The sequence below is a fragment of the Halomonas sp. NPDC076908 genome (assembly GCF_050269715.1).
Taxonomy (GTDB): domain Bacteria; phylum Pseudomonadota; class Gammaproteobacteria; order Pseudomonadales; family Halomonadaceae; genus Vreelandella.
The window spans coordinates 1-17270 of record NZ_JBNNIW010000033.1 but is presented as its reverse complement, the minus strand read 5'-3'; the positions used below and the strand labels follow the sequence as shown (position 1 = coordinate 17270).

Here is a 17270-nt window from a genome sequence, read left to right as displayed (position 1 = left end):
AATGCTGTTCTATGCAATACAAAAAGCAAAACATCGGCCAATAAGCTTATATTACTTTGGTTATATTTTTGATTCAGTGGGTTAGCGGTGTTTTTAAGAATGCTCAACGCCTCTGTATGTTCATTTGGTGCACGCTGCTGGTGCGCATCGGGGCCGTTATGCACTTAGATGCAGCGAAAAATCGCTATTGGCGTTTTTAAGCGCCCCGAATGAGAAGAGTATGTTGAATTTTAGGGCGTTGTTTTTATTAATTAATATCTTTTATTAGGGCAGGTGGGTGCGGGTCTTGCTATATCTTATTAACAAAATGGTTATGTAATAAGCAACAACGGCTCATTGCAGTTTATTTGCAACAAGCAGTTTGCAAAAACAGTTTGTAAAAAACGGTTTTTAAAAGAACAAGCTTAATCGCAGCAAAAATCTGATGAGTATGGCACCCGAGTAAAGTAGGTGTCCCTGAGACAACGGCGTCCAGGCAGGCTTCTTTTTATGAAGCTCGCTTGGGCGCTTTTTTGCTTTTAAGGCCGGAGGAAAGTGCCATGCCCCAGGCGAACCAGCTTGCCCAGCGAGAAATGCTCACTACCTGCCCTTACTGCGGGGTAGGCTGTGGCGTTAAAGCGACCCTGCAAGGCGATATCTTGAGTGGCGTTGAGGGCGACCGTGAGCATCCGGCTAATTATGGTCGGCTATGCGTAAAGGGGAGCGCACTTCATGAAACCTTGGGGGGGCATGGTCGTTTAACCCAGCCACGGATCGATGGCGTTGAAGTCTCCTGGGCGCAGGCGTTAACGGTCACGGCCCAGCGGCTAAACGCTCTGCGAGAGGAGCACGGCAATTATACGGTAGCGGGTTATCTGTCAGGACAGCTGCTCACCGAAGATTACTATGTCGCCAATAAGTTGTTTAAAGGCTTTCTAGGCACGCCGCATTTAGATACCAACTCGCGGCTCTGCATGGCGTCGGCAGTGGCAGCTTACAAGCGCGCCTTTGGCGCGGATGTGGTGCCCTGCAACTACGAAGATCTGGAAGAGGCTGAATTGGTGGTGCTGGTGGGCTCTAATCTTGCCTGGAACCATCCGGTGCTTTATCAGCGCATCAAAGTCGCTAAAGAACGCAACCCGCTGATGCGCTTAGTGGTGATCGACCCTCGAGTAACGGATAGCTGCGAAATCGCTGACCTCTACCTGGGTATCAAGCCGGGCAGCGATGCGTATCTATTTAATGGCCTGCTGGCGTGGATGGCGCAGCGAGGCAAGCTCGACACCCTCTATCTAGAGCGGCATACCGAAGGCTTTGTGGAGGCGTTGGCAGCCGCTCAGCAATCGGCGGGTTCGGTGGCAGAGGTAGCCGCCGCCTGCGATGTTGACCCTGAACGCCTGGAAACCTTCTACTACTGGTTTGCTAGCCAACTGCACGTGGTCACGCTCTATTCTCAGGGTGTTAATCAATCTTCTAGCGGCACCGATAAGTGCAACGCGATTATTAACTGTCACCTGGCTGGCGGAAAACTCGGCTTGCCTGGGGCGGGGCCATTTTCGATTACCGGGCAACCCAACGCCATGGGGGGGCGCGAAGTGGGCGGGCTTGCTAATCAGCTAGCGGCACACATGGATTACCATACGCCGGGGGCGCTCGATCTTGTTAGCCGTTTTTGGGCCACTGACAGCTTAACTCCTACTTTGCCTGAAGCGCCTGGCTACAAAGCCGTGGAGCTATTCGAAGCGATTGAGCGCGGTGAAGTAAAGGCGCTGTGGGTCATGGCGACTAACCCGGCGATTAGTCTGCCCGATGCGGCTCGCGTTCGCGCTGCACTGGAAAAGTGCCCGCTGGTGATTGTCTCCGAATGTGCCGCCCACACTGACTTACTTCCCTACGCTGATATTGTGCTGCCTGCCTCGGGATGGTCAGAAAAAGATGGCACCGTCACTAACTCCGAGCGGCGAATCTCGCGCCAACGGGGCATGCTGTCGCCTCCCGGTGAGGCACGCCATGACTGGTGGATAATGTGCGAAGTGGCGAAGCGTTTAGGGTTTGCCGAGGCGTTTAATTATTCGCATCCGTGGGAGATTTTTGACGAGCATGCGCGGCTATCAGGATTTGAAAACGACTTTAAAAACAGCGCAGCACAAGGTGGGCCTCAGCGCCTATTTAATATCTCGGGACTTATTGGATTGGGACGTGAGGGTTACGATGCCTTGGCATCCATTCAGTGGCCGGTCACCGCCACCGCACCCCATGGGACTGCACGGCTATTTGAAGATGGCATTTTTGCCACCCCTAACGGCCGTGCGAAACTGCTGGCAGTTCAGCCGCGGGGGCCTGCACAAGCGCTCTCCGCCAGCTATCCGCTGCGCTTAAATACCGGACGAATACGCGATCAGTGGCACACCATGACGCGAACGGGTCGCGCGCCGCGTTTAATGAATCATCGTGCAGAACCGTTTATGGAGATACACCCAGACGATGCACTGGCTGCCGGTGTTCAAGATCAAGGGTTGGCTAAGCTTAGTGCCCAAACAGGTGAGTTTTGCGCACGCGTGCGGGTATCCAATGCGCAGCGGCGCGGAGAGGTGTTTGTGCCTATCCACTGGACCGATTGTTTTACAAAACAGGCCAGAAGTAGTGCCTTGATTGCTGGTATCATCGACCCGCTTTCTGGCCAGCCGGAGTCCAAGCATGGGGCGGTAGCGCTAAGGCCATTACCCGCTGTTTGGCAGGCAACGTTACTCATCGCCAATACGATAACTGATCGAGTGGCTGCGCCATGGCAGATGAGCGACTACTGGGCACGTATCCCTATGGGAGCTTGCCAGCGTTGGCAGTTAGCCGATACTCAACGGGTGGAGGATTGGTTTGCACAACTGGCGAACTGGTTGCCAACACCAGCTTCTATATGGTCTCAAGATATTGCCAGCGGACGGTTACGCGTCGCTGGGATTGAAAACGGCAGGCTATGTTGGTGGTTGATGGTCGGGCCGCCTAATGAGTTACCAGGGCTTGCTTGGCTGGAGGCACGTTTTGAAGATGAGGCGCTGAGTACTAACCATCGACGCCGCTTACTCGCAGGCTGCGATGATGGTGCAGCGGATACCGGGCCAATAGTATGCAGTTGTCATCAGGTGGGCCAAATCACGATTGCCAATGCAATCCGCGATGGTGACACCAGCGTAGAAGCATTAGGTGCAAGGCTTGCTTGCGGAACCCAGTGCGGCAGTTGTATTCCTGAATTGAAATCACTGATTGAAGAGGAGCGGCCCAATGCGCGCGCTAAGCAAACACCTAACACAGAAGTGGCCTGAGGCCTTTACGCGCCTGGGGCAACGGGTGCTAGCGCCTTTCGGTCGTGAGCCATCATCGCGTTTACGACTGCCGTTAAGCGGGGATTGTCAGCCAGGTAAGGTCTATTTGGTGGGTGCAGGCAGTGGCGATGTCGAGCTACTAACGCTTAAAGCTGCAAGGCTGCTTATGCAGGCGGATGCAGTGGTGTATGACCGTCTGGTAGGCGATGACGTGCTGGCGCTGATCCCGCGGGGCACCGAACGCTACTACGTAGGCAAGGCACGTGGCCATCACAGCGTTCCTCAAACAGAAATTGGCGCCTTGATGGTTAAGCTCGCCAATGCCGGCAAATCGGTCGTGCGCTTAAAAGGCGGCGACCCCGGCGTGTTTGGGCGGATGGGTGAAGAGTTGGCTGCGTTAGCTGCTGCTCACGTGCCTGCGGCTATTGTACCGGGTATTACCGCTGCATCAGCGGCGGCGGCCTGTATGGGCATTCCGCTCACCGATCGTGGTCATGCCCAGCAACTGCGCTTTGTGACCGCGCAACTGTGCCGGGAAGATGGCACTCCCGACTGGAAGTCGCTGGCGCGTAAAGACGAGACCCTGGTGTTTTATATGGGGCTCTCCAAGGTGGACGCGATCTGCCACGGTTTACGCCAAGCGGGTCTTCCTGATGAGTGGCCAGTCATGTTGGTGGCCAATGCCAGCCAACCGGAGCAGCAGTCACTGGTAGGTACACTTGCGGATATGCCTGCTCGTTTAGCCGCTGAACCACTGTCTTCGCCGTGTTTGATTGTGGTGGGCAGCGTGGTGAGCATGGTGCGAACAGGTTCTTCAGCGTCATTAGCGAGCATCATCAAAACGGTCGACCCGGCGTAGAGTGGGGAAGAGTTTCATCCAGGCGCCGACAACCGCCAGCGTACCGACACCTCCAATCACTGCAGCGGGAACAGCCCCAAACCAGGCTGCCATGCTGCCTGCACGAAACTCGCCTAGCTCATTGCTGGAGCCGATAAACAGCATATTGACCGCATTCACGCGTCCGCGCATTTCATCGGGAGTGGCAAGTTGAATCAGCGTCATGCGCACATATACGCTAATCATGTCGGCAGCACCTGCTACTAACATGGCCACCAGCGAGAGCCAGAAAATCGTCGATAGGGCGAACACCAAATTGGCAACGCCGAAAATCACCACCGCGATAAACATCACTAAACCAGCGCGACGCTTAATACCGCGTATGCCTAAGTACAGCCCCATTAGCAGTGCGCCAACCGCAATAGCGCTGCGAAGCGCGCCCAACCCTTCGGGCCCAACATGGAGTACTTCCTGGGCATAAATAGGCAGTAGTGCCACGACGCCACCTAACAACACTGCAAAAAGATCCAGCGAAATAGCGCCCAAAATAATCGGCTGATGGCGGATATAGCGAATGCCCGCCGTAAAGCGCTTCACGGCGGTGCTCTCTAACGTTTTAGCCGCTTCGGTGAAACGAATCGGTACTGGAAGCAGCAGTATAAGCGCCGCTATAAAACATCCTAAACATACGCTGTAGGCAAGGTTACCACCGCCTAACCCATACAGAATGCCGCCTAATAGCGGGCCGCCAATCACGGCAATTTTCATGATGGAGCTATTCAGGGCGATTGCGGAGGCAAGCTGCGATCGGGGCACGATGTTGGGCAGCAAGCTTTGTAATGCAGGGCCGGTAAAGGCGCGCGCGGCACCAAATAGCGCCAGTACTGCATAAAATCCCCCCACACTCTGGCTTCCATTTAGCGAAAGGGTGAGAAGAAGCGCGCTGCACAGCCCTTGCACTACCCAGCTAAGTTGCAAAATACGTTTGCGTGAGAAGCGATCAACAAAATCGCCCGCGGGTAATAGGAGTACTACCATAGGCAGAAATTGGGCCAATCCCACATAGGCTAGTGCCATAGGGTCACGGGTAATATCGTAGACCTGCCAAGCCACCACGACAGCTTGAATTTGCATGGCAAAGACCGCTGCCAATCGCGACAGCAGAAAGCTTAAAAAGCCCGATTGCCGGTGAAGCGGTAGTAAAGGTTCTGAAGAGCTGAGGTCATTGTTAGTAGCAGCGTTCATAGCATCGTCATGGTAGGCGAGTTTCACTAGCAAAGGGTTGAAGTGGGGAGGTTGCTACCCCATGTTAGTTAACACGCTATCAATAGAAAAGGATGTTAATGATGCAAAATGTAATGCCTAACCCTGCTTTGCATTTCGTTAGGTTGTATCAGCGAATTAGGTTGTATCAGCGAAAGTGTATGCGGGATAAGTGCAGCTTGGAACGCTAACAGATAAGCTATGTCATAGTAGATATCTGCCTACTGGCAGGCATCTTTCAAAAGTCAGGAGAAAACGATGAAAACGCGCAATATCCAAGACAACGCCTTAAAAGCTCAGCTGCGAACGCCGATGTTCAAAATGCAGCAGCAAACCCCCAAAAAAGGCAAAGGCAGCTACTCCCGTAAAAACCGTGGTGATACCCAGCGGGGATATAGCCAAGCCGCTTGAGCAACATTTTGACTCAAGTGATTTGGCTATATTTCTGTCTTAAAATTAGCGTATCGGTCTCAAGGATAGAACTTTTCAACACGTAGTCGGTATAAAGTAAGTCACTTAACGAAAAAGGAGTTTTCACATGGCAGTTAAAATTCGTCACTTGGTAGCAGCTGTTGCGCTTTCTGGGTTTGCTCTTTCCGCCCACGCGGATGATGTTGAAGGTGTCATTGAGAGCATTAATGCAGATAGCCAGACGTTCACCGTACAAGGAATTGAGTTTGAAGTTGATGATCGTACCGATTATGACGATGGCCTCCGTAGCTTTGAAGGTTTACAAGAAGGTATGCGTGTCGAAGTAGATTATGACTATCAAGATGGCCGACAGATCGTACGAGAAATTGAAATTGATGATTAAGTGGCAATAATTGCGTATATTTTTTGGGTATCCGGATTATCTGGTTGGTATGCGAGAGAGAAAGGTGGCCGACAAACTCAACCCACAACGGATTAGCTGGTTGATGGCTCGCTCAGTACGCTCACTTGCTAGAGAGCAGATACTTCACCAAACAGGCGATGCCCAGGACCAGCTGTAGTAGGGCAATTCCGATCACTGGCATTATCCAGCCCATCGCCCCCATCATCCCGCAATCGGGTAGTGTCGTGTTCATCGTGACAGAGCTCCCTGTGGTGTCCATGCCCAAAACCCGTGGTGCCGCCGCCCAGTGGCACCACGGTCGCGCTCATATCGTTCACCCGGCACAGCAGGACAACTGCGTCACATCCTTGGTGAAAGTCTGGGCACAGAGCTTGAGCCCTTCCACCATGGTCAGGTAGGGAAATAGCTCATTGGCGATGTCGTGTACGGTCATGCGTGCGCGTAGCGCCATCACCGCCGTCTGGATCAGCTCACCGGCTTCCCCCGCCACCGCCTGCACCCCCAGCAACCGGCCCGAGTCGCGTTCGGCCACCAGCTTGATGAAACCACCGGTGTCGAAATTCACCAGCGCACGCGGCACGTTTTCCAGGTCCAGCTCGCGGGTATCGACGCTGAAGCCTTGCTCGATGGCCTCGGCTTCCGTCAGGCCGACGGTGGCCACCTGGGGGTCGGTGAAGATCACCGCCGGCATGGCGCTCAGGTCCAGGGTGGCTTCGCCCCCGGTCATGTTGACGGCAGCCCGGCTGCCCCCGGCGGCGGCGACATAGACGAACTCCGGCTGATCGGTGCAGTCACCGGCGGCATAGAGCCCCGGCACCGTGGTGTGCAGATGCTCATCGACCAGAATCGCCCCACGTGCGGTTTCCACGCCGAGGCTCGCCAGGTTCAGGGCCTCGGTATTGGGTGTCCGTCCGGTGGCCACCAGCAGTTGATCCGCCCGCAAGGTGCCGGCGTTGGTGTCGACAATGAATTCATTGTCGGTGTAGTCCACGCGGCTCGCCTGGGTCTGCTTGAGGACCTCGATGCTCTCGCGGCGAAACGCCGCCTCCACCGCATCCCCTACCGCCGGGTCTTCCTGGGAGAGCAGGCGGCTGCGGGCCAGCACCGTGACCCGGCTGCCCAGCCGGGCGAAGGCCTGGGCCAGTTCCAGGGCCACCACCGAGGCGCCGATCACAATCAGCCGCTCGGGAAGGGTGTCCAGGGCCAGCGCACTGGTAGAGGTCAGGTAGGGGGTGTCGGCAAGACCCGGGATCGGCGGTACTGCCGGTCGGGCGCCAGTACCGATTAAGGCGCGGTCGAAGTGGACGACCTGCTCGCCGCCCTCGTTCAGCTTGACCATCAGGCTATGGGCATCGATAAACCGGGCCTCGCCGTGCAGGACCGTGATGGCCGGGTGGTCGCGCAGAATCCCCTCGTACTTGGCGTCACGCAGTTCCTCGACACGTCGCTGCTGCTGCTCGAGCAGCTTGGCCCGATCCACCACCGGCGCCTGGGCGCTCAGGCCTGCATCGAAGGGACTTTCCGTACGCAAGTGGGCAATATGGGCCGCGCGAATCATGATCTTCGAAGGCACACAGCCTGTATTGACACAGGTACCGCCGACGGTGCCGCGTTCGATCAGGGTGATCCGGGCGCCGCGCTCGGCGGCTTTCAGGGCCGCCGCCATGGCGGCGCCGCCGCTGCCGATCACCGCGATGTGCGGGGCGTCTTCATCACGGCCCTTGGACACCGATGCGCCTGCCGGGGAAGTGGGCCCACTGTTGGCCAGTCGAGCTTGGTAGCCAAGTCGGGTCACGGCAAACGTCAACGCCGAGGCCGGTGTCTCCGGATCAACGGCTACCGATGCCGTCCCCTGAGGATAGGATACCTCCACCGACTGCACGCCGGGCAGCTTCTCCAGGGCTTCCCTGACATGATCCGCACAGCGGTCACAGGTCATGCCACTCACGTTGAGTTCAATCATCACGTTTCTCCGAGTCTTCATTAGTAAAGCCGGCATCCTGCTTCCGCTTGTGGTATCGCGCGTAGAGAGGTAAGCCGATGGCCAGGGCGGCAAACAGCAGGTAATCGAGATAGCCTGCCAACGCGGCCAGGCCCGCCGTACCGAATAGCACCAGGGCGATTGGCGCGGCGCAACACAGCACCATCAACCCGGTGCCAAGCACGACGCTTAAAAATTTCTGCGAATCTTTCACGCTTATTCCTTCACCGTGGCGGGCAAGCTCGTAAACAACTCACCCGATGACCGCGATGTGCAGCTGCTTGATGTCACTCAGGGGGCGTATTCCTTGATTTGATAGAGCCGTTGTCACAACAGGCGTCGAACTGCTTCTTACGCCAAATCGCATAAATGGTCAGGCCGATGAAGAAGGCCAGGGCCGGCAATAACACAACGTCGAGATAGCCCGTCAGCCCCGCCAGGCCCACCGTGCCAAGCAGGATCACCAGGATCGGCGTAAAGCAGCACAATGCCACCAGGACGGTGCCGATCACGCTCACGCGCAGCAGGGGCTTGGGATTCTTCATGATCACTCTCGATCCGCTTGCGAGGATGTCGGGGTTGATGGATACCCAGCGTTGATGGTGGCCTCGGTCAATGCCTCCACCGACGTTCGGGCGTCGTCAAAGGTGACCACGGCCTCGAGATCCGCGTAGCTCACGTCGACTTGCGAGACGCCGTCCACCTTGTTGAGGGCGGCCTTGACGGTGATCGGGCAGGCGGCACAGGTCATGCCCGGCACCGACAGCGTCACGGTCTGCAGGGCCGCTAAGGCGGGCGTGCTGAGCAGGGCGAGTAGCGCGATGAAGGCGAAACGAGCTTTCATGGTAGATCTCCTTTTAATAGAACAGGGGCAAGATGTAGGGGAATACCAGGGCGATTAGCACCAGCAGCGATACGAGCCAGAAGATCGCCTTGTAGCCCGTCCTGACCCGTGGCACGGCACACACCTCTCCCGGCTGGCACTTTTCCACTGGCCGAAAGACGCGACGCCAGGCGAAGAACATCGCCACCAGCGCGACGCCGATAAAGAGCGGGCGATAGGGCTCCAACGCCGCCAGATTGCTGATCCAGGCGCCGGAAACGCCCAGCGTGATCAGCACCAGCGGGCCGAGGCAACACGCCGAGGCCAGGAGGGCCGCGACTCCTCCGGCGGCCAGGGGCCCTCGCCCCGTTTTAGATGTCCGCATTGACGATTCTCCTTTCGGGATGGGGGGAGCTACGATAAGGTTACTTCCGTAGCTTGGTACGGAGTCAAGCATCATGAAGAGACATGCAGATAAAGTGGCGGACACCATGACCATTGGCGGCCTGGCCAAGGCGGCCGGCGTCAATGTCGAGACAATCCGCTATTACCAGCGACGAGGGCTATTATCGGAGCCCGAACGCCCTCCCGGAGGTATTCGACGCTATAGTGCCGCCGATATCGACAGGTTGACGTTCGTGAAAACGGCGCAGCAGCTGGGCTTTAGTCTGGATGAGATCAGTGACCTACTTCGGCTGGAAGATGGCGCCCACTGTCAAGAAGCCAGTGCTCTCGCAGAGCACAAGTTAGGGGACGTTCGCGAGAAGATCGACAGGCTTGAAAGAATTGAGAAGGTGCTGAGCGAAATGGTCGACAGATGCCATGCACAACAAGGCAATATCACTTGCCCGCTAATTGCGTCATTGCATGAAGGGCTCAGAGAAGCAGAAGACCCAAGGGAGTAACTCACCTTCAGTTCGTTGAAAACAACGCGGTCAAAGAGTCGCGATCATCTATGGACCATGTCGACAAGGAAAGTTTGCATGACTAGCTTGCCTGACAACATCCTTCACCTTCCCGAGTACCACGTCCTAGGCACCAAGATGGAAGAGCATGATCTCCACTACCAGGTCGAAGCTCCTGAGCCTCTAGCTTGCGAGGAATGCGGCGTTGAGAGTGAGTTTGTCAGGTTCGGCAAGCGCGATGTGGCCTATCGCGACCTACCCATCCACGGAAAGCGGGTCACCCTCTGGGTGGTCCGTCGCCGCTACACCTGCCGGGCGTGTGGAAGGACGTTCCGGCCAGCTCTTCCGGAAATGGTAGACGATCACCGCATGACGCGGAGGCTTTACAACCACGTCGAGAAGGAAGCCTTCAATCACCCCTACGCCTACGTGGCTGATACCACGGGCCTCGACGAGAAGACTGTCCGCGAGATATTCAAGAAGAAGGCTGAGTTCCTGGCAGCCTGGCATCGTTTCGAGACACCCCGCTGCCTGGGGATCGACGAGCTGTACCTGAACCGCCGCTACCGCTGCATCCTGACCAACCTGGAGGAGCGTACCCTACTGGACCTGCTGCCCGGTCGCCAGCAGGACGCGGTGACGAGGCGCCTCATGAGCATGACCGAGCGCCACCAGGTCGAGATCGTCAGCATGGATATGTGGAAACCCTACCGCCGTGCTGTCCAGGCGGTACTGCCGCAGGCTCGCATTGTGGTCGATAAGTTCCATGTGGTGCGGATGGCCAACGAAGCCCTGGAGAAGGTGCGTAAGGGACTCAGGAAGGATCTGAAGCCAAACCAGCGGCGGACCCTCAAGGGCGATAGGAAGATCCTGCTGAAGCGTGCCCACGACGTTTCAGATCGCGAGCGGCTTATCATGGAGACATGGACAGGGGCCTTCCCTCAGCTCCTGGCGGCCTACGAGCACAAGGAGCGGTTCTACCACATCTGGGACAGCACCACCCGGCGTGATGCCGAAAAGGCGCTGGCCCGCTGGATTGACGACATTCCACAGGGGCAGAAAGAGGTGTGGAAGGATCTCGTCAGCGCCGTCAGCGGATGGCGCGAGGAGGTGCTGGCCTACTTCGAAACCGACACCCCAATCACCAACGCCTTCACGGAGTCGATCAATCGGCTGGCCAAGGACAAGAACCGCGATGGCCGGGGCTACTCATTCGAGGTGATGCGGGCCCGGATGCTCTACACCACCAAGCACAAGAAGAAGGTGCCGCAGATCAAGGAATCCCCCTTCCTGGGCAAGGCCACCATGACCTACAGCATGGGTCTTCCCGAGCCTGAGAAAAACTACGGCGTCGATCTATCAACCTTCTGGGAGAGTTAAGGGTTCGAAGGAGCAAGGGGGCTCCATCTACCACTTAATCCGGATACCCTATTTTTTAAAAGCGCTGCTCTAAGCAATTACTAATTAGCATTTAATCGAGTAAGTGTTCAAAACGCCCCGACCACTCCCTGTGGCCGGGGCGTTCGCTATGTCAGACTGCTCCCACATAGTGGACAGGTTTCGTAGGCATCCCGGGTTTCAGCCTGATGGCGCTGAGCGTGTTGATTCGGCTCATTTACACCATGAATCGATATCAACTGACCCTGCTCCCAGCGTAAGCCTATATCTTTTAATAGGTGCGGGTCATGCAAGTGCGGGTTTTCGTATAGGCGACGCTGGGTATGATAACGCTTTAAGGCGCTTAATAGCTTACATGTAATGGTTGCGATTGCCATGGTGACGGTCTCCTTAATTAGGAGGCCCGACATGATCGCGATCAGAAAGTATCAAAAGTAACGATAAAGCACCTGGCCGCGACACATGCCGCGGCCAAATTTCTCACTACTTCACTGGCCCGCGACCACAACATGCTGACACCGCATTATTCATAATGCGGTGTAGCTTATTGATTCGTGTAACGCGGATGTGCCAGTGCATGAGTAGTTCTCGTTAGTAAAAGATAAGAGCTGCCTAGTAAAGACAGCTCTTATCTTTTAACCGATGCTTACCAGTAGGGTCAATCGTTAAGTTATCGATAGCCCTTAGCCTGAAGCTTAAACAGCTTCGCGTATCGACCATTTTCCTTAAGCAGCTCTTCGTGTGTGCCGCGCTCAATAATATGACCTTGATCAATCACAAGGATAAGGTCAGCACTGCGCACCGTTGAGAATCGGTGCGAGATTAAAATTGCCATCTTGTCGCGGCTATGTTCACGGAAGCGTGCAAATACTTCTGCTTCTGCGGCAGCATCCATTGCAGCGGTGGGTTCGTCAAGCACAATGATATCGGCATTTTCACGCATGTAAGCGCGTGAGAGAGCAATTTTCTGCCACTGGCCGCCGGAGAGTTCCTGGCCATTTTTAAACCATCGGCCAAGCTGAGTGTTGTAACCGTTAGCCATACGCGCAATAAAGTCATCCGCCATGCCGTGTCGAGCGGCTTGCTGCCAGCGCTGCTCGTCGTCAAAGGCATGAATATCGCCTACCCCTAGGTTTTCCCCCACTTGTAGCTGATAGCGAACAAAATCCTGAAAGATCACGCCGGTACGCTCATGAAGCGCATGAGTACTCCAGTCGCGCAGGTCGCTACCATCTAACAGAATCCGCCCCTTGGTCGGGTGATAGAGCCGTGTCAGCAGTTTGATTAGCGTGGTTTTCCCTGAGCCATTTTCGCCTACTAATGCCAGGCTCTGACCAGGTGAGATGTGCAGCGAGATATCGTGCAGAACATCAGCACCGCCCGGGTAGGAGAAGCTGACGTTCTCGAAGCGCAGCCCATCTCCTGGCTGTGCGCCTTGTGTTAGCGTGCCGCTCGCGGCCTCCACCGGCTGCTCCAGATACTCGTAGAGATTGGAGAGGTAGAGGTTATCTTCGTACATGCCGCTGATCGCTGTGAGGCTAGCTGAAAGCGCTGTCTGGCCCTGTTTGAAGACCATTAAGTACATGGTCATTTGACCAAGTGTCAGCGACCCAGCAATGGTTTCGATGACCACCCAGCCGTAGGCGGCGTAAAAGGTTAAGGTGCCAAGTAAACCGAGCAGAAATCCCCAGCTTTCCCTGCGTAAAGTGAGACGTCGATCTTCGGCAAATAGCTGAGTAAAGATATCGCGGTAGCGCTTAAGAAAGAGTCCTTCAAGGCCAAACAGCTTGACCTCTTTAATGCTGTCTTCCCGGGCAAGAACTGTCTCTAAATAGATCTGCATACGGGTTTGCGGCGAGCGCCAGCGGAATAGCCGAAAAGCGTCACCGGAGAATTTTGCTTCCGAAATAAATACTGGCAGCGCGCCCGCTACTAAGATCAGCAGTGCCCAAGGGGAAAACTGCACCAGCAGTACACCGAAGCTGCCCAGCGAGATAGCATTTTGCAGCAGCCCAAAAGTTTTATTCACCAGCGCAAGGGGGCGCGTAGACGCCTCACGCCGTGCTCGGGTGAGCTGATCGTATAGCTCTGAATCCTCAAACTGACTAAGTGAAAGCGCGCCCGCTTTCTCCAGAATCATCACATTAACTTTTTGCCCCAAAAGCGCTCTTAACAGCGACTGCTGAGCAGAAAGGCCGCGCTGGGCTAACGCTATTAACCCAATGATAAGCGCTTCAATCCCCACCAGTTTTAGAACCGGCGTGATCAAGACCAGCAGGTTGGGATTGGTGGCTTCGCGATGAGTCTCCATGGCGCTCACCACACCATCCACAATCAACTGGCCGACCCACGCCGCCACGGCGGGAAGTACCCCTGCGACCAACGTGCACAGTGCAAGGCCAAGCATCATCCAGCGGGAGGTTTCCCACACCAAGCCAAGCGCGCGGCGGCTATACCGAAACACGCCAAAAAAACCGCTTAGCGGTGAGGAGGAAGTAGCTTCAGAAGGTGGTGGGGACATCATTAGGTTGGCAAAAAGCACTGAGTAAAAAAGGAGTGCCATGATGCGGTGGTTCAGCGTGGATAGCCAGCGCAACCACCGGTTGCCTTCAACGGCAACACGGCGGAGAGGTATTGGCTCAATCGCGATTTATTAGAACAGCAACTTACCAGGGCAGCACTGCCCCGTCGGTGCGCGGCTCGGTGCCGCCTTGCAGTACGCCGGTTTCAGGGTCGCGTAGAATGATCTGGCCACGTCCAAAGCTGATGGAGTCAGCGACTTTGACGATGTCGTGGCCACGGCGGGCTAGCGCCAGGGCTAAGTGATTAGGGAAGTCAGCTTCGACTTCGATGGTTTTGCCTTTTGTCCACTTCCAGCGCGGCATATCGAGCGCCGCCTGAGGGTTGAGTTGATCTTCTAGCATGGCTGTTACCACCTGCACATGGCCCTGGGGCTGCATATAGCCACCCATCACGCCGAACGGCCCAACAGCTTGGTTATCTTTGGTAATAAAGCCAGGGATAATAGTGTGGTAGGTACGTTTGCCAGGTGCCAAAGCATTAGGGTGCTGAGGGTCAAGGGAGAACGACCAGCCGCGGTTTTGCAGGCTGATGCCGGTGCCAGGAACGACCATCCCCGAACCAAAGCCCTTAAAGTTGCTTTGAATCAACGACACCATATTGCCATCGCTATCCGCTGTTGCCAGATACACCGTGCCGCCTTTGATTGGGTTGCCATGTACGGGATCAACGGCTTGCTCGCCAATCAGGGCGGCACGTGATTTCAGATACTCGTCGGCCAGCATCTGATCAACAGTGGGGCGCATCGCTTCAAGCTCAGTAACGTGCGCGAAGCCATCCACATAGGCCAGTTTAGTGGCCTCAATACGACGGTGCAGCGTTTCAACTGGGTCTGATCCCGCTTCATCTAAGCGCTCAAGCATACCCAGTGCTTGCAACACAATCATGCCGCTGCCATTGGGAGGGATTTCCCAAATATCATGGCCTTTATAGCTAACGCTAATCGGGTCTACCCACTCCGGTTGGTAAGCAGTCAAGTCTGCTTTGCGTAACAGTCCGCCATGTTCTTGAGAAAAGGCGTCGATGGCATCAGCCAGTTCACCCTCGTAAAACGCTTTGGCGTGAGTTTCAGCAATCGCTTTTAGGCTTTTTGCATGGCCTTCAGAGCGCCACAGTTCACCAGCCTCTGGCGCCCGTCCTTCTGGCGCAAACGTATCAAACCAAGGTTTGAAAGAAGCGTCGCTATACGCTGAATAAGTATTGAAAGCCTCCTTCCACATTTGATGAATAACCGGGGAAACGGGAAAGCCTTCATCGGCCAGCGCAATGGCAGGCGCTAGCAGTTCGGCGAACGGCAGCTTACCGAAGCGCTCGGAAAGTGCCACCCATGCAGCGGGTGCACCGGGTACTGTGACAGGCAGCATGCCGTGATTGGGCATGGCGTCGTGGCCAAGTGCTTTCAGCGCTTCAATAGTTGCCGCTTGTGGAGCAGGGCCGCTGGCATTAAGGCCGTGTAGCTTGCCGTCGACCCAGACAATGGCAAAGGCATCGCTGCCGATCCCATTGGAGGTAGGTTCGACCACGGTTAATGCGGCGGCGGCGGCAATCGCGGCGTCAATCGCATTGCCCCCTTGCTGCAAAATGCTAACGCCCACCTGCGCAGCTAGTGGCTGTGAGGTGGCTACCATGCCATGTTTGCCGTACGTTGCCATGCGGCGCGAGGCGCTGGGGTAATAGTGTGCATTTTGTTGCATACTAGAGTCCTTTTAAGCGGTGTTGTTGATTTAACTTATTTAGGTATTAAACATTCTCTTACTGAGCGGCATTTTTTAAACGCTGAATCTTACGATCCTGATAAAGCGAAAATAGAATGGAAACGACGGCTAACGCTAAGAAAAGCGCAGACAGCGGCCGAGTCAAAAAGGTTAACCAGCTTTCATTTAGCTCAAGGGCTCGGAATAGCTGGCGCTCGAGGTTGTCGCCAAGCACCACACCCAGTATTAGCGGTGTAAGTGGAACGTCAGCTTTCCAAAGTAGATAACCGATAACCCCGAAGATAAATAACACCCAAATATCGAACAAGTTATTGTTTAGTGCGTAAGCGCCAATGGCACAGAGCATTAGCACTACAGGTACAAGAATCTGTTGAGGAATGAGCGATATTTTGGCGAACCAGCGCACCAGTAGCAGGTTGCACAGCACCATCACCACCGCGCCAATTAACAGGCTTGCGTAGATAGCGCCCACCAATACGGGGTTCTGTTCAAACATCATCGGCCCCGGTGTAATACCGTGCAGAATCAGTACCCCCATCATGATCGCCATCGGCAAATCACCTGGTATACCCAACGCTAGAGTAGGCACAAAAGCACCGCCCGCCACTGCGCTGTTGGAAGCTTCAGAAGCCACAATACCGCTTGGGGTACCCTTACCAAACTCTTCCGGGGTTTTAGAGAACTTTTTAGCCTGATCGTAGCTTAAAAAGTTAGCCACGGTGCCACCCGTACCAGGAAGCGCTCCGACCAAGCTACCAATTAACGAAGAGCGCAGGGTGTTGAGCTTTTGCCCTGCCATATCTTTGAGGATTTGGCCGTAGGGAATCGAGACATTAGTATCGATTTTCTTAGTTTCGCTTTTCTCGTCCTTAAGCTTTTCGATATTGCCGAGCAGTTGGGAGAAGGCAAATATACCAATCATCACGGGTAATATTTCAAAGCCTGACCCAAACGCCGGAATACCAAAATCAAAGCGCAGATTGCTATTACGATCGTAGCCCACAGTGGTGATTAGCAAGCCTAATGCTGCTGCGAGTAAGCCTTTTAATAGCGCCCCATTTGAAAGTCCAGCTACCAGGGTTAACGCAAAAACGATCAGTGCAGTGATTTCCCAAGGGCGAAAATTCATACTGAAACTGGCAATGAGTGGCCCAAAAAAGACCAAAACCGCCACGCTGATAATGGTGCCTAGAAACGAGGACGCAACACCGATACCCAGCGCACGGCCAGGTTCGCCTTTCTGCGCCATTGGGTAGCCGTCATACACGGTCGTTATAGAAGAGGGTGTACCGGGTATTCCCAACATGACGCCAGAGACAATCCCGCCTGAATACCCACCTACGAACACGCCGACCATTAAAGAAACACCGCTTACCGGATCCATAGCAAAGGTGAATGGGAAGACCACCAGGATGGCCATGGTGACGGTGAATCCAGGGATGCTGCCGCCAATGATTCCAAACAACACGCCGAGAACAATCAGCCCCAAAACCGATGGCGTGCCGACCTCAGCGAGCGCTTGGAGGAAAAAATTAGTCGTAACTATTCAGCACCGGTTGGCTGAGTCGGGGCTTCTTGCTGCATGAAGGCTGGCACCTCCCCCGCAAACAGTTGCTCCAGTGCGGTATGCGCC

Annotated in this window: 17 protein-coding genes; 6 read left to right on the top strand and 11 right to left on the bottom strand. The window is 55.2% G+C overall.

The features are described from left to right. Positions 1-539: 539 nt before the first annotated feature. Both ACQKE4_RS16390 and cobA read left to right on the top strand, forming a co-directional pair. Entirely contained in the window at positions 540-3299 is a 2760-nt protein-coding gene (locus tag ACQKE4_RS16390) for a molybdopterin-dependent oxidoreductase (protein ID WP_427389391.1), read from the top strand. Continuing rightward, positions 3259-4158, top strand: coding sequence for a uroporphyrinogen-III C-methyltransferase (gene cobA / locus ACQKE4_RS16385; protein ID WP_427389390.1), 900 nt, complete (start codon positions 3259-3261; stop codon positions 4156-4158). Before ACQKE4_RS16390 ends, cobA begins: the two co-directional genes overlap by 41 nt. On the opposite strand, the gene ACQKE4_RS16380 is transcribed toward cobA, so the two are convergent. Then, positions 4123-5382 (bottom strand): MFS transporter, encoded by a 1260-nt coding sequence (locus ACQKE4_RS16380; RefSeq protein ID WP_427389389.1) that lies wholly within the window; start codon positions 5380-5382, stop codon positions 4123-4125. The two genes, cobA and ACQKE4_RS16380, sit on opposite strands and share 36 nt — an antisense overlap. A 276-nt stretch (positions 5383-5658) precedes the next feature. Between ACQKE4_RS16380 and arfA the strand changes: the two genes are divergently transcribed. Further along, positions 5659-5811, top strand: coding sequence for an alternative ribosome rescue factor ArfA (gene arfA, locus ACQKE4_RS16375; RefSeq protein ID WP_427389388.1), 153 nt, complete (start codon positions 5659-5661; stop codon positions 5809-5811). Positions 5812-5938: 127 nt separating this feature from the next. Further along, positions 5939-6214, top strand: a complete 276-nt coding sequence (locus ACQKE4_RS16370) for a DUF5666 domain-containing protein (protein ID WP_427389387.1) — start codon at positions 5939-5941, stop codon at positions 6212-6214. 121 nt (positions 6215-6335) lie between these two features. Here ACQKE4_RS16370 and ACQKE4_RS16365 read toward each other — a convergent pair whose 3' ends face one another. From ACQKE4_RS16365 to merT, 6 genes are all read right to left on the bottom strand, one after another. After that, complete coding sequence (locus ACQKE4_RS16365) at positions 6336-6467, bottom strand: hypothetical protein (protein ID WP_427389386.1); 132 nt, start codon at positions 6465-6467, stop codon at positions 6336-6338. Between the two features lie 81 nt (positions 6468-6548). After that, on the bottom strand, positions 6549-8198 hold the full coding sequence (gene merA / locus ACQKE4_RS16360; RefSeq protein WP_082051506.1) for a mercury(II) reductase: 1650 nt from the start codon (positions 8196-8198) through the stop codon (positions 6549-6551). Continuing rightward, a complete protein-coding gene (gene merF / locus ACQKE4_RS16355) occupies positions 8191-8430 on the bottom strand; it encodes a mercury resistance system transport protein MerF (protein ID WP_027965777.1) in 240 nt (79 codons plus the stop codon). Before merF (ACQKE4_RS16355) ends, merA begins: the two co-directional genes overlap by 8 nt. A gap of 73 nt (positions 8431-8503) precedes the next feature. Beyond that, entirely contained in the window at positions 8504-8761 is a 258-nt protein-coding gene (merF, locus tag ACQKE4_RS16350) for a mercury resistance system transport protein MerF (protein ID WP_033988342.1), read from the bottom strand. 2 nt (positions 8762-8763) lie between these two features. Then, complete coding sequence (gene merP, locus ACQKE4_RS16345; protein ID WP_022519794.1) at positions 8764-9060, bottom strand: mercury resistance system periplasmic binding protein MerP; 297 nt, start codon at positions 9058-9060, stop codon at positions 8764-8766. 13 nt (positions 9061-9073) lie between these two features. Next, the gene (gene merT / locus ACQKE4_RS16340; RefSeq protein ID WP_027965778.1) at positions 9074-9424 is read right to left on the bottom strand and encodes a mercuric ion transporter MerT; all 351 of its coding nucleotides are present in this window, start codon (positions 9422-9424) and stop codon (positions 9074-9076) included. 73 nt (positions 9425-9497) lie between these two features. Between merT and merR the strand changes: the two genes are divergently transcribed. Together merR and ACQKE4_RS16330 are read left to right on the top strand one after the other, a co-directional pair. After that, positions 9498-9944, top strand: a complete 447-nt coding sequence (gene merR / locus ACQKE4_RS16335) for an Hg(II)-responsive transcriptional regulator (RefSeq protein ID WP_006911920.1) — start codon at positions 9498-9500, stop codon at positions 9942-9944. Between the two features lie 78 nt (positions 9945-10022). Further along, positions 10023-11324 carry an ISL3 family transposase gene (locus tag ACQKE4_RS16330; protein ID WP_033988338.1) on the top strand — a complete coding sequence of 434 codons (1302 nt, stop codon included), beginning with the start codon at positions 10023-10025 and terminating at the stop codon, positions 11322-11324. 146 nt (positions 11325-11470) lie between these two features. On the opposite strand, the gene ACQKE4_RS16325 is transcribed toward ACQKE4_RS16330, so the two are convergent. The 4 genes from ACQKE4_RS16325 to ACQKE4_RS16310 all read right to left on the bottom strand — a co-directional run bounded on the left by ACQKE4_RS16325 (position 11471) and on the right by ACQKE4_RS16310 (position 17126). Further along, on the bottom strand, positions 11471-11719 hold the full coding sequence (locus ACQKE4_RS16325) for a hypothetical protein (protein WP_427389385.1): 249 nt from the start codon (positions 11717-11719) through the stop codon (positions 11471-11473). A gap of 293 nt (positions 11720-12012) precedes the next feature. Further along, on the bottom strand, positions 12013-13863 hold the full coding sequence (locus ACQKE4_RS16320) for an ABC transporter ATP-binding protein (RefSeq protein WP_427389415.1): 1851 nt from the start codon (positions 13861-13863) through the stop codon (positions 12013-12015). 145 nt (positions 13864-14008) lie between these two features. Further along, positions 14009-15616 (bottom strand): gamma-glutamyltransferase family protein, encoded by a 1608-nt coding sequence (locus ACQKE4_RS16315; protein ID WP_427389384.1) that lies wholly within the window; start codon positions 15614-15616, stop codon positions 14009-14011. Positions 15617-15674: 58 nt separating this feature from the next. Then, entirely contained in the window at positions 15675-17126 is a 1452-nt protein-coding gene (locus ACQKE4_RS16310; protein ID WP_427389383.1) for a tripartite tricarboxylate transporter permease, read from the bottom strand. Positions 17127-17270: the final 144 nt, after the last annotated feature.

Bases quoted from the DNA above. Each gene is read 5' to 3' on its own strand.
- ACQKE4_RS16380 (WP_427389389.1), bottom strand. From the start codon at position 5,382: ATGAACGCTGCTACTAACAATGACCTCAGCTCTTCAGAACCTTTACTA.
- ACQKE4_RS16320 (WP_427389415.1), bottom strand. From the start codon at position 13,863: ATGTCCCCACCACCTTCTGAAGCTACTTCCTCCTCACCGCTAAGCGGT.
- ACQKE4_RS16365 (WP_427389386.1), bottom strand. From the start codon at position 6,467: ATGAACACGACACTACCCGATTGCGGGATGATGGGGGCGATGGGCTGG.
- merT (WP_027965778.1), bottom strand. From the start codon at position 9,424: ATGCGGACATCTAAAACGGGGCGAGGGCCCCTGGCCGCCGGAGGAGTC.
- arfA (WP_427389388.1), top strand. From the start codon at position 5,659: ATGAAAACGCGCAATATCCAAGACAACGCCTTAAAAGCTCAGCTGCGA.
- cobA (WP_427389390.1), top strand. From the start codon at position 3,259: ATGCGCGCGCTAAGCAAACACCTAACACAGAAGTGGCCTGAGGCCTTT.
- merA (WP_082051506.1), bottom strand. From the start codon at position 8,198: ATGATTGAACTCAACGTGAGTGGCATGACCTGTGACCGCTGTGCGGAT.
- ACQKE4_RS16315 (WP_427389384.1), bottom strand. From the start codon at position 15,616: ATGCAACAAAATGCACACTATTACCCCAGCGCCTCGCGCCGCATGGCA.
- ACQKE4_RS16330 (WP_033988338.1), top strand. From the start codon at position 10,023: ATGACTAGCTTGCCTGACAACATCCTTCACCTTCCCGAGTACCACGTC.
- merR (WP_006911920.1), top strand. From the start codon at position 9,498: ATGAAGAGACATGCAGATAAAGTGGCGGACACCATGACCATTGGCGGC.
- ACQKE4_RS16370 (WP_427389387.1), top strand. From the start codon at position 5,939: ATGGCAGTTAAAATTCGTCACTTGGTAGCAGCTGTTGCGCTTTCTGGG.
- merP (WP_022519794.1), bottom strand. From the start codon at position 9,060: ATGAAAGCTCGTTTCGCCTTCATCGCGCTACTCGCCCTGCTCAGCACG.
- merF (WP_033988342.1), bottom strand. From the start codon at position 8,761: ATGAAGAATCCCAAGCCCCTGCTGCGCGTGAGCGTGATCGGCACCGTC.
- ACQKE4_RS16390 (WP_427389391.1), top strand. From the start codon at position 540: ATGCCCCAGGCGAACCAGCTTGCCCAGCGAGAAATGCTCACTACCTGC.
- ACQKE4_RS16325 (WP_427389385.1), bottom strand. From the start codon at position 11,719: ATGGCAATCGCAACCATTACATGTAAGCTATTAAGCGCCTTAAAGCGT.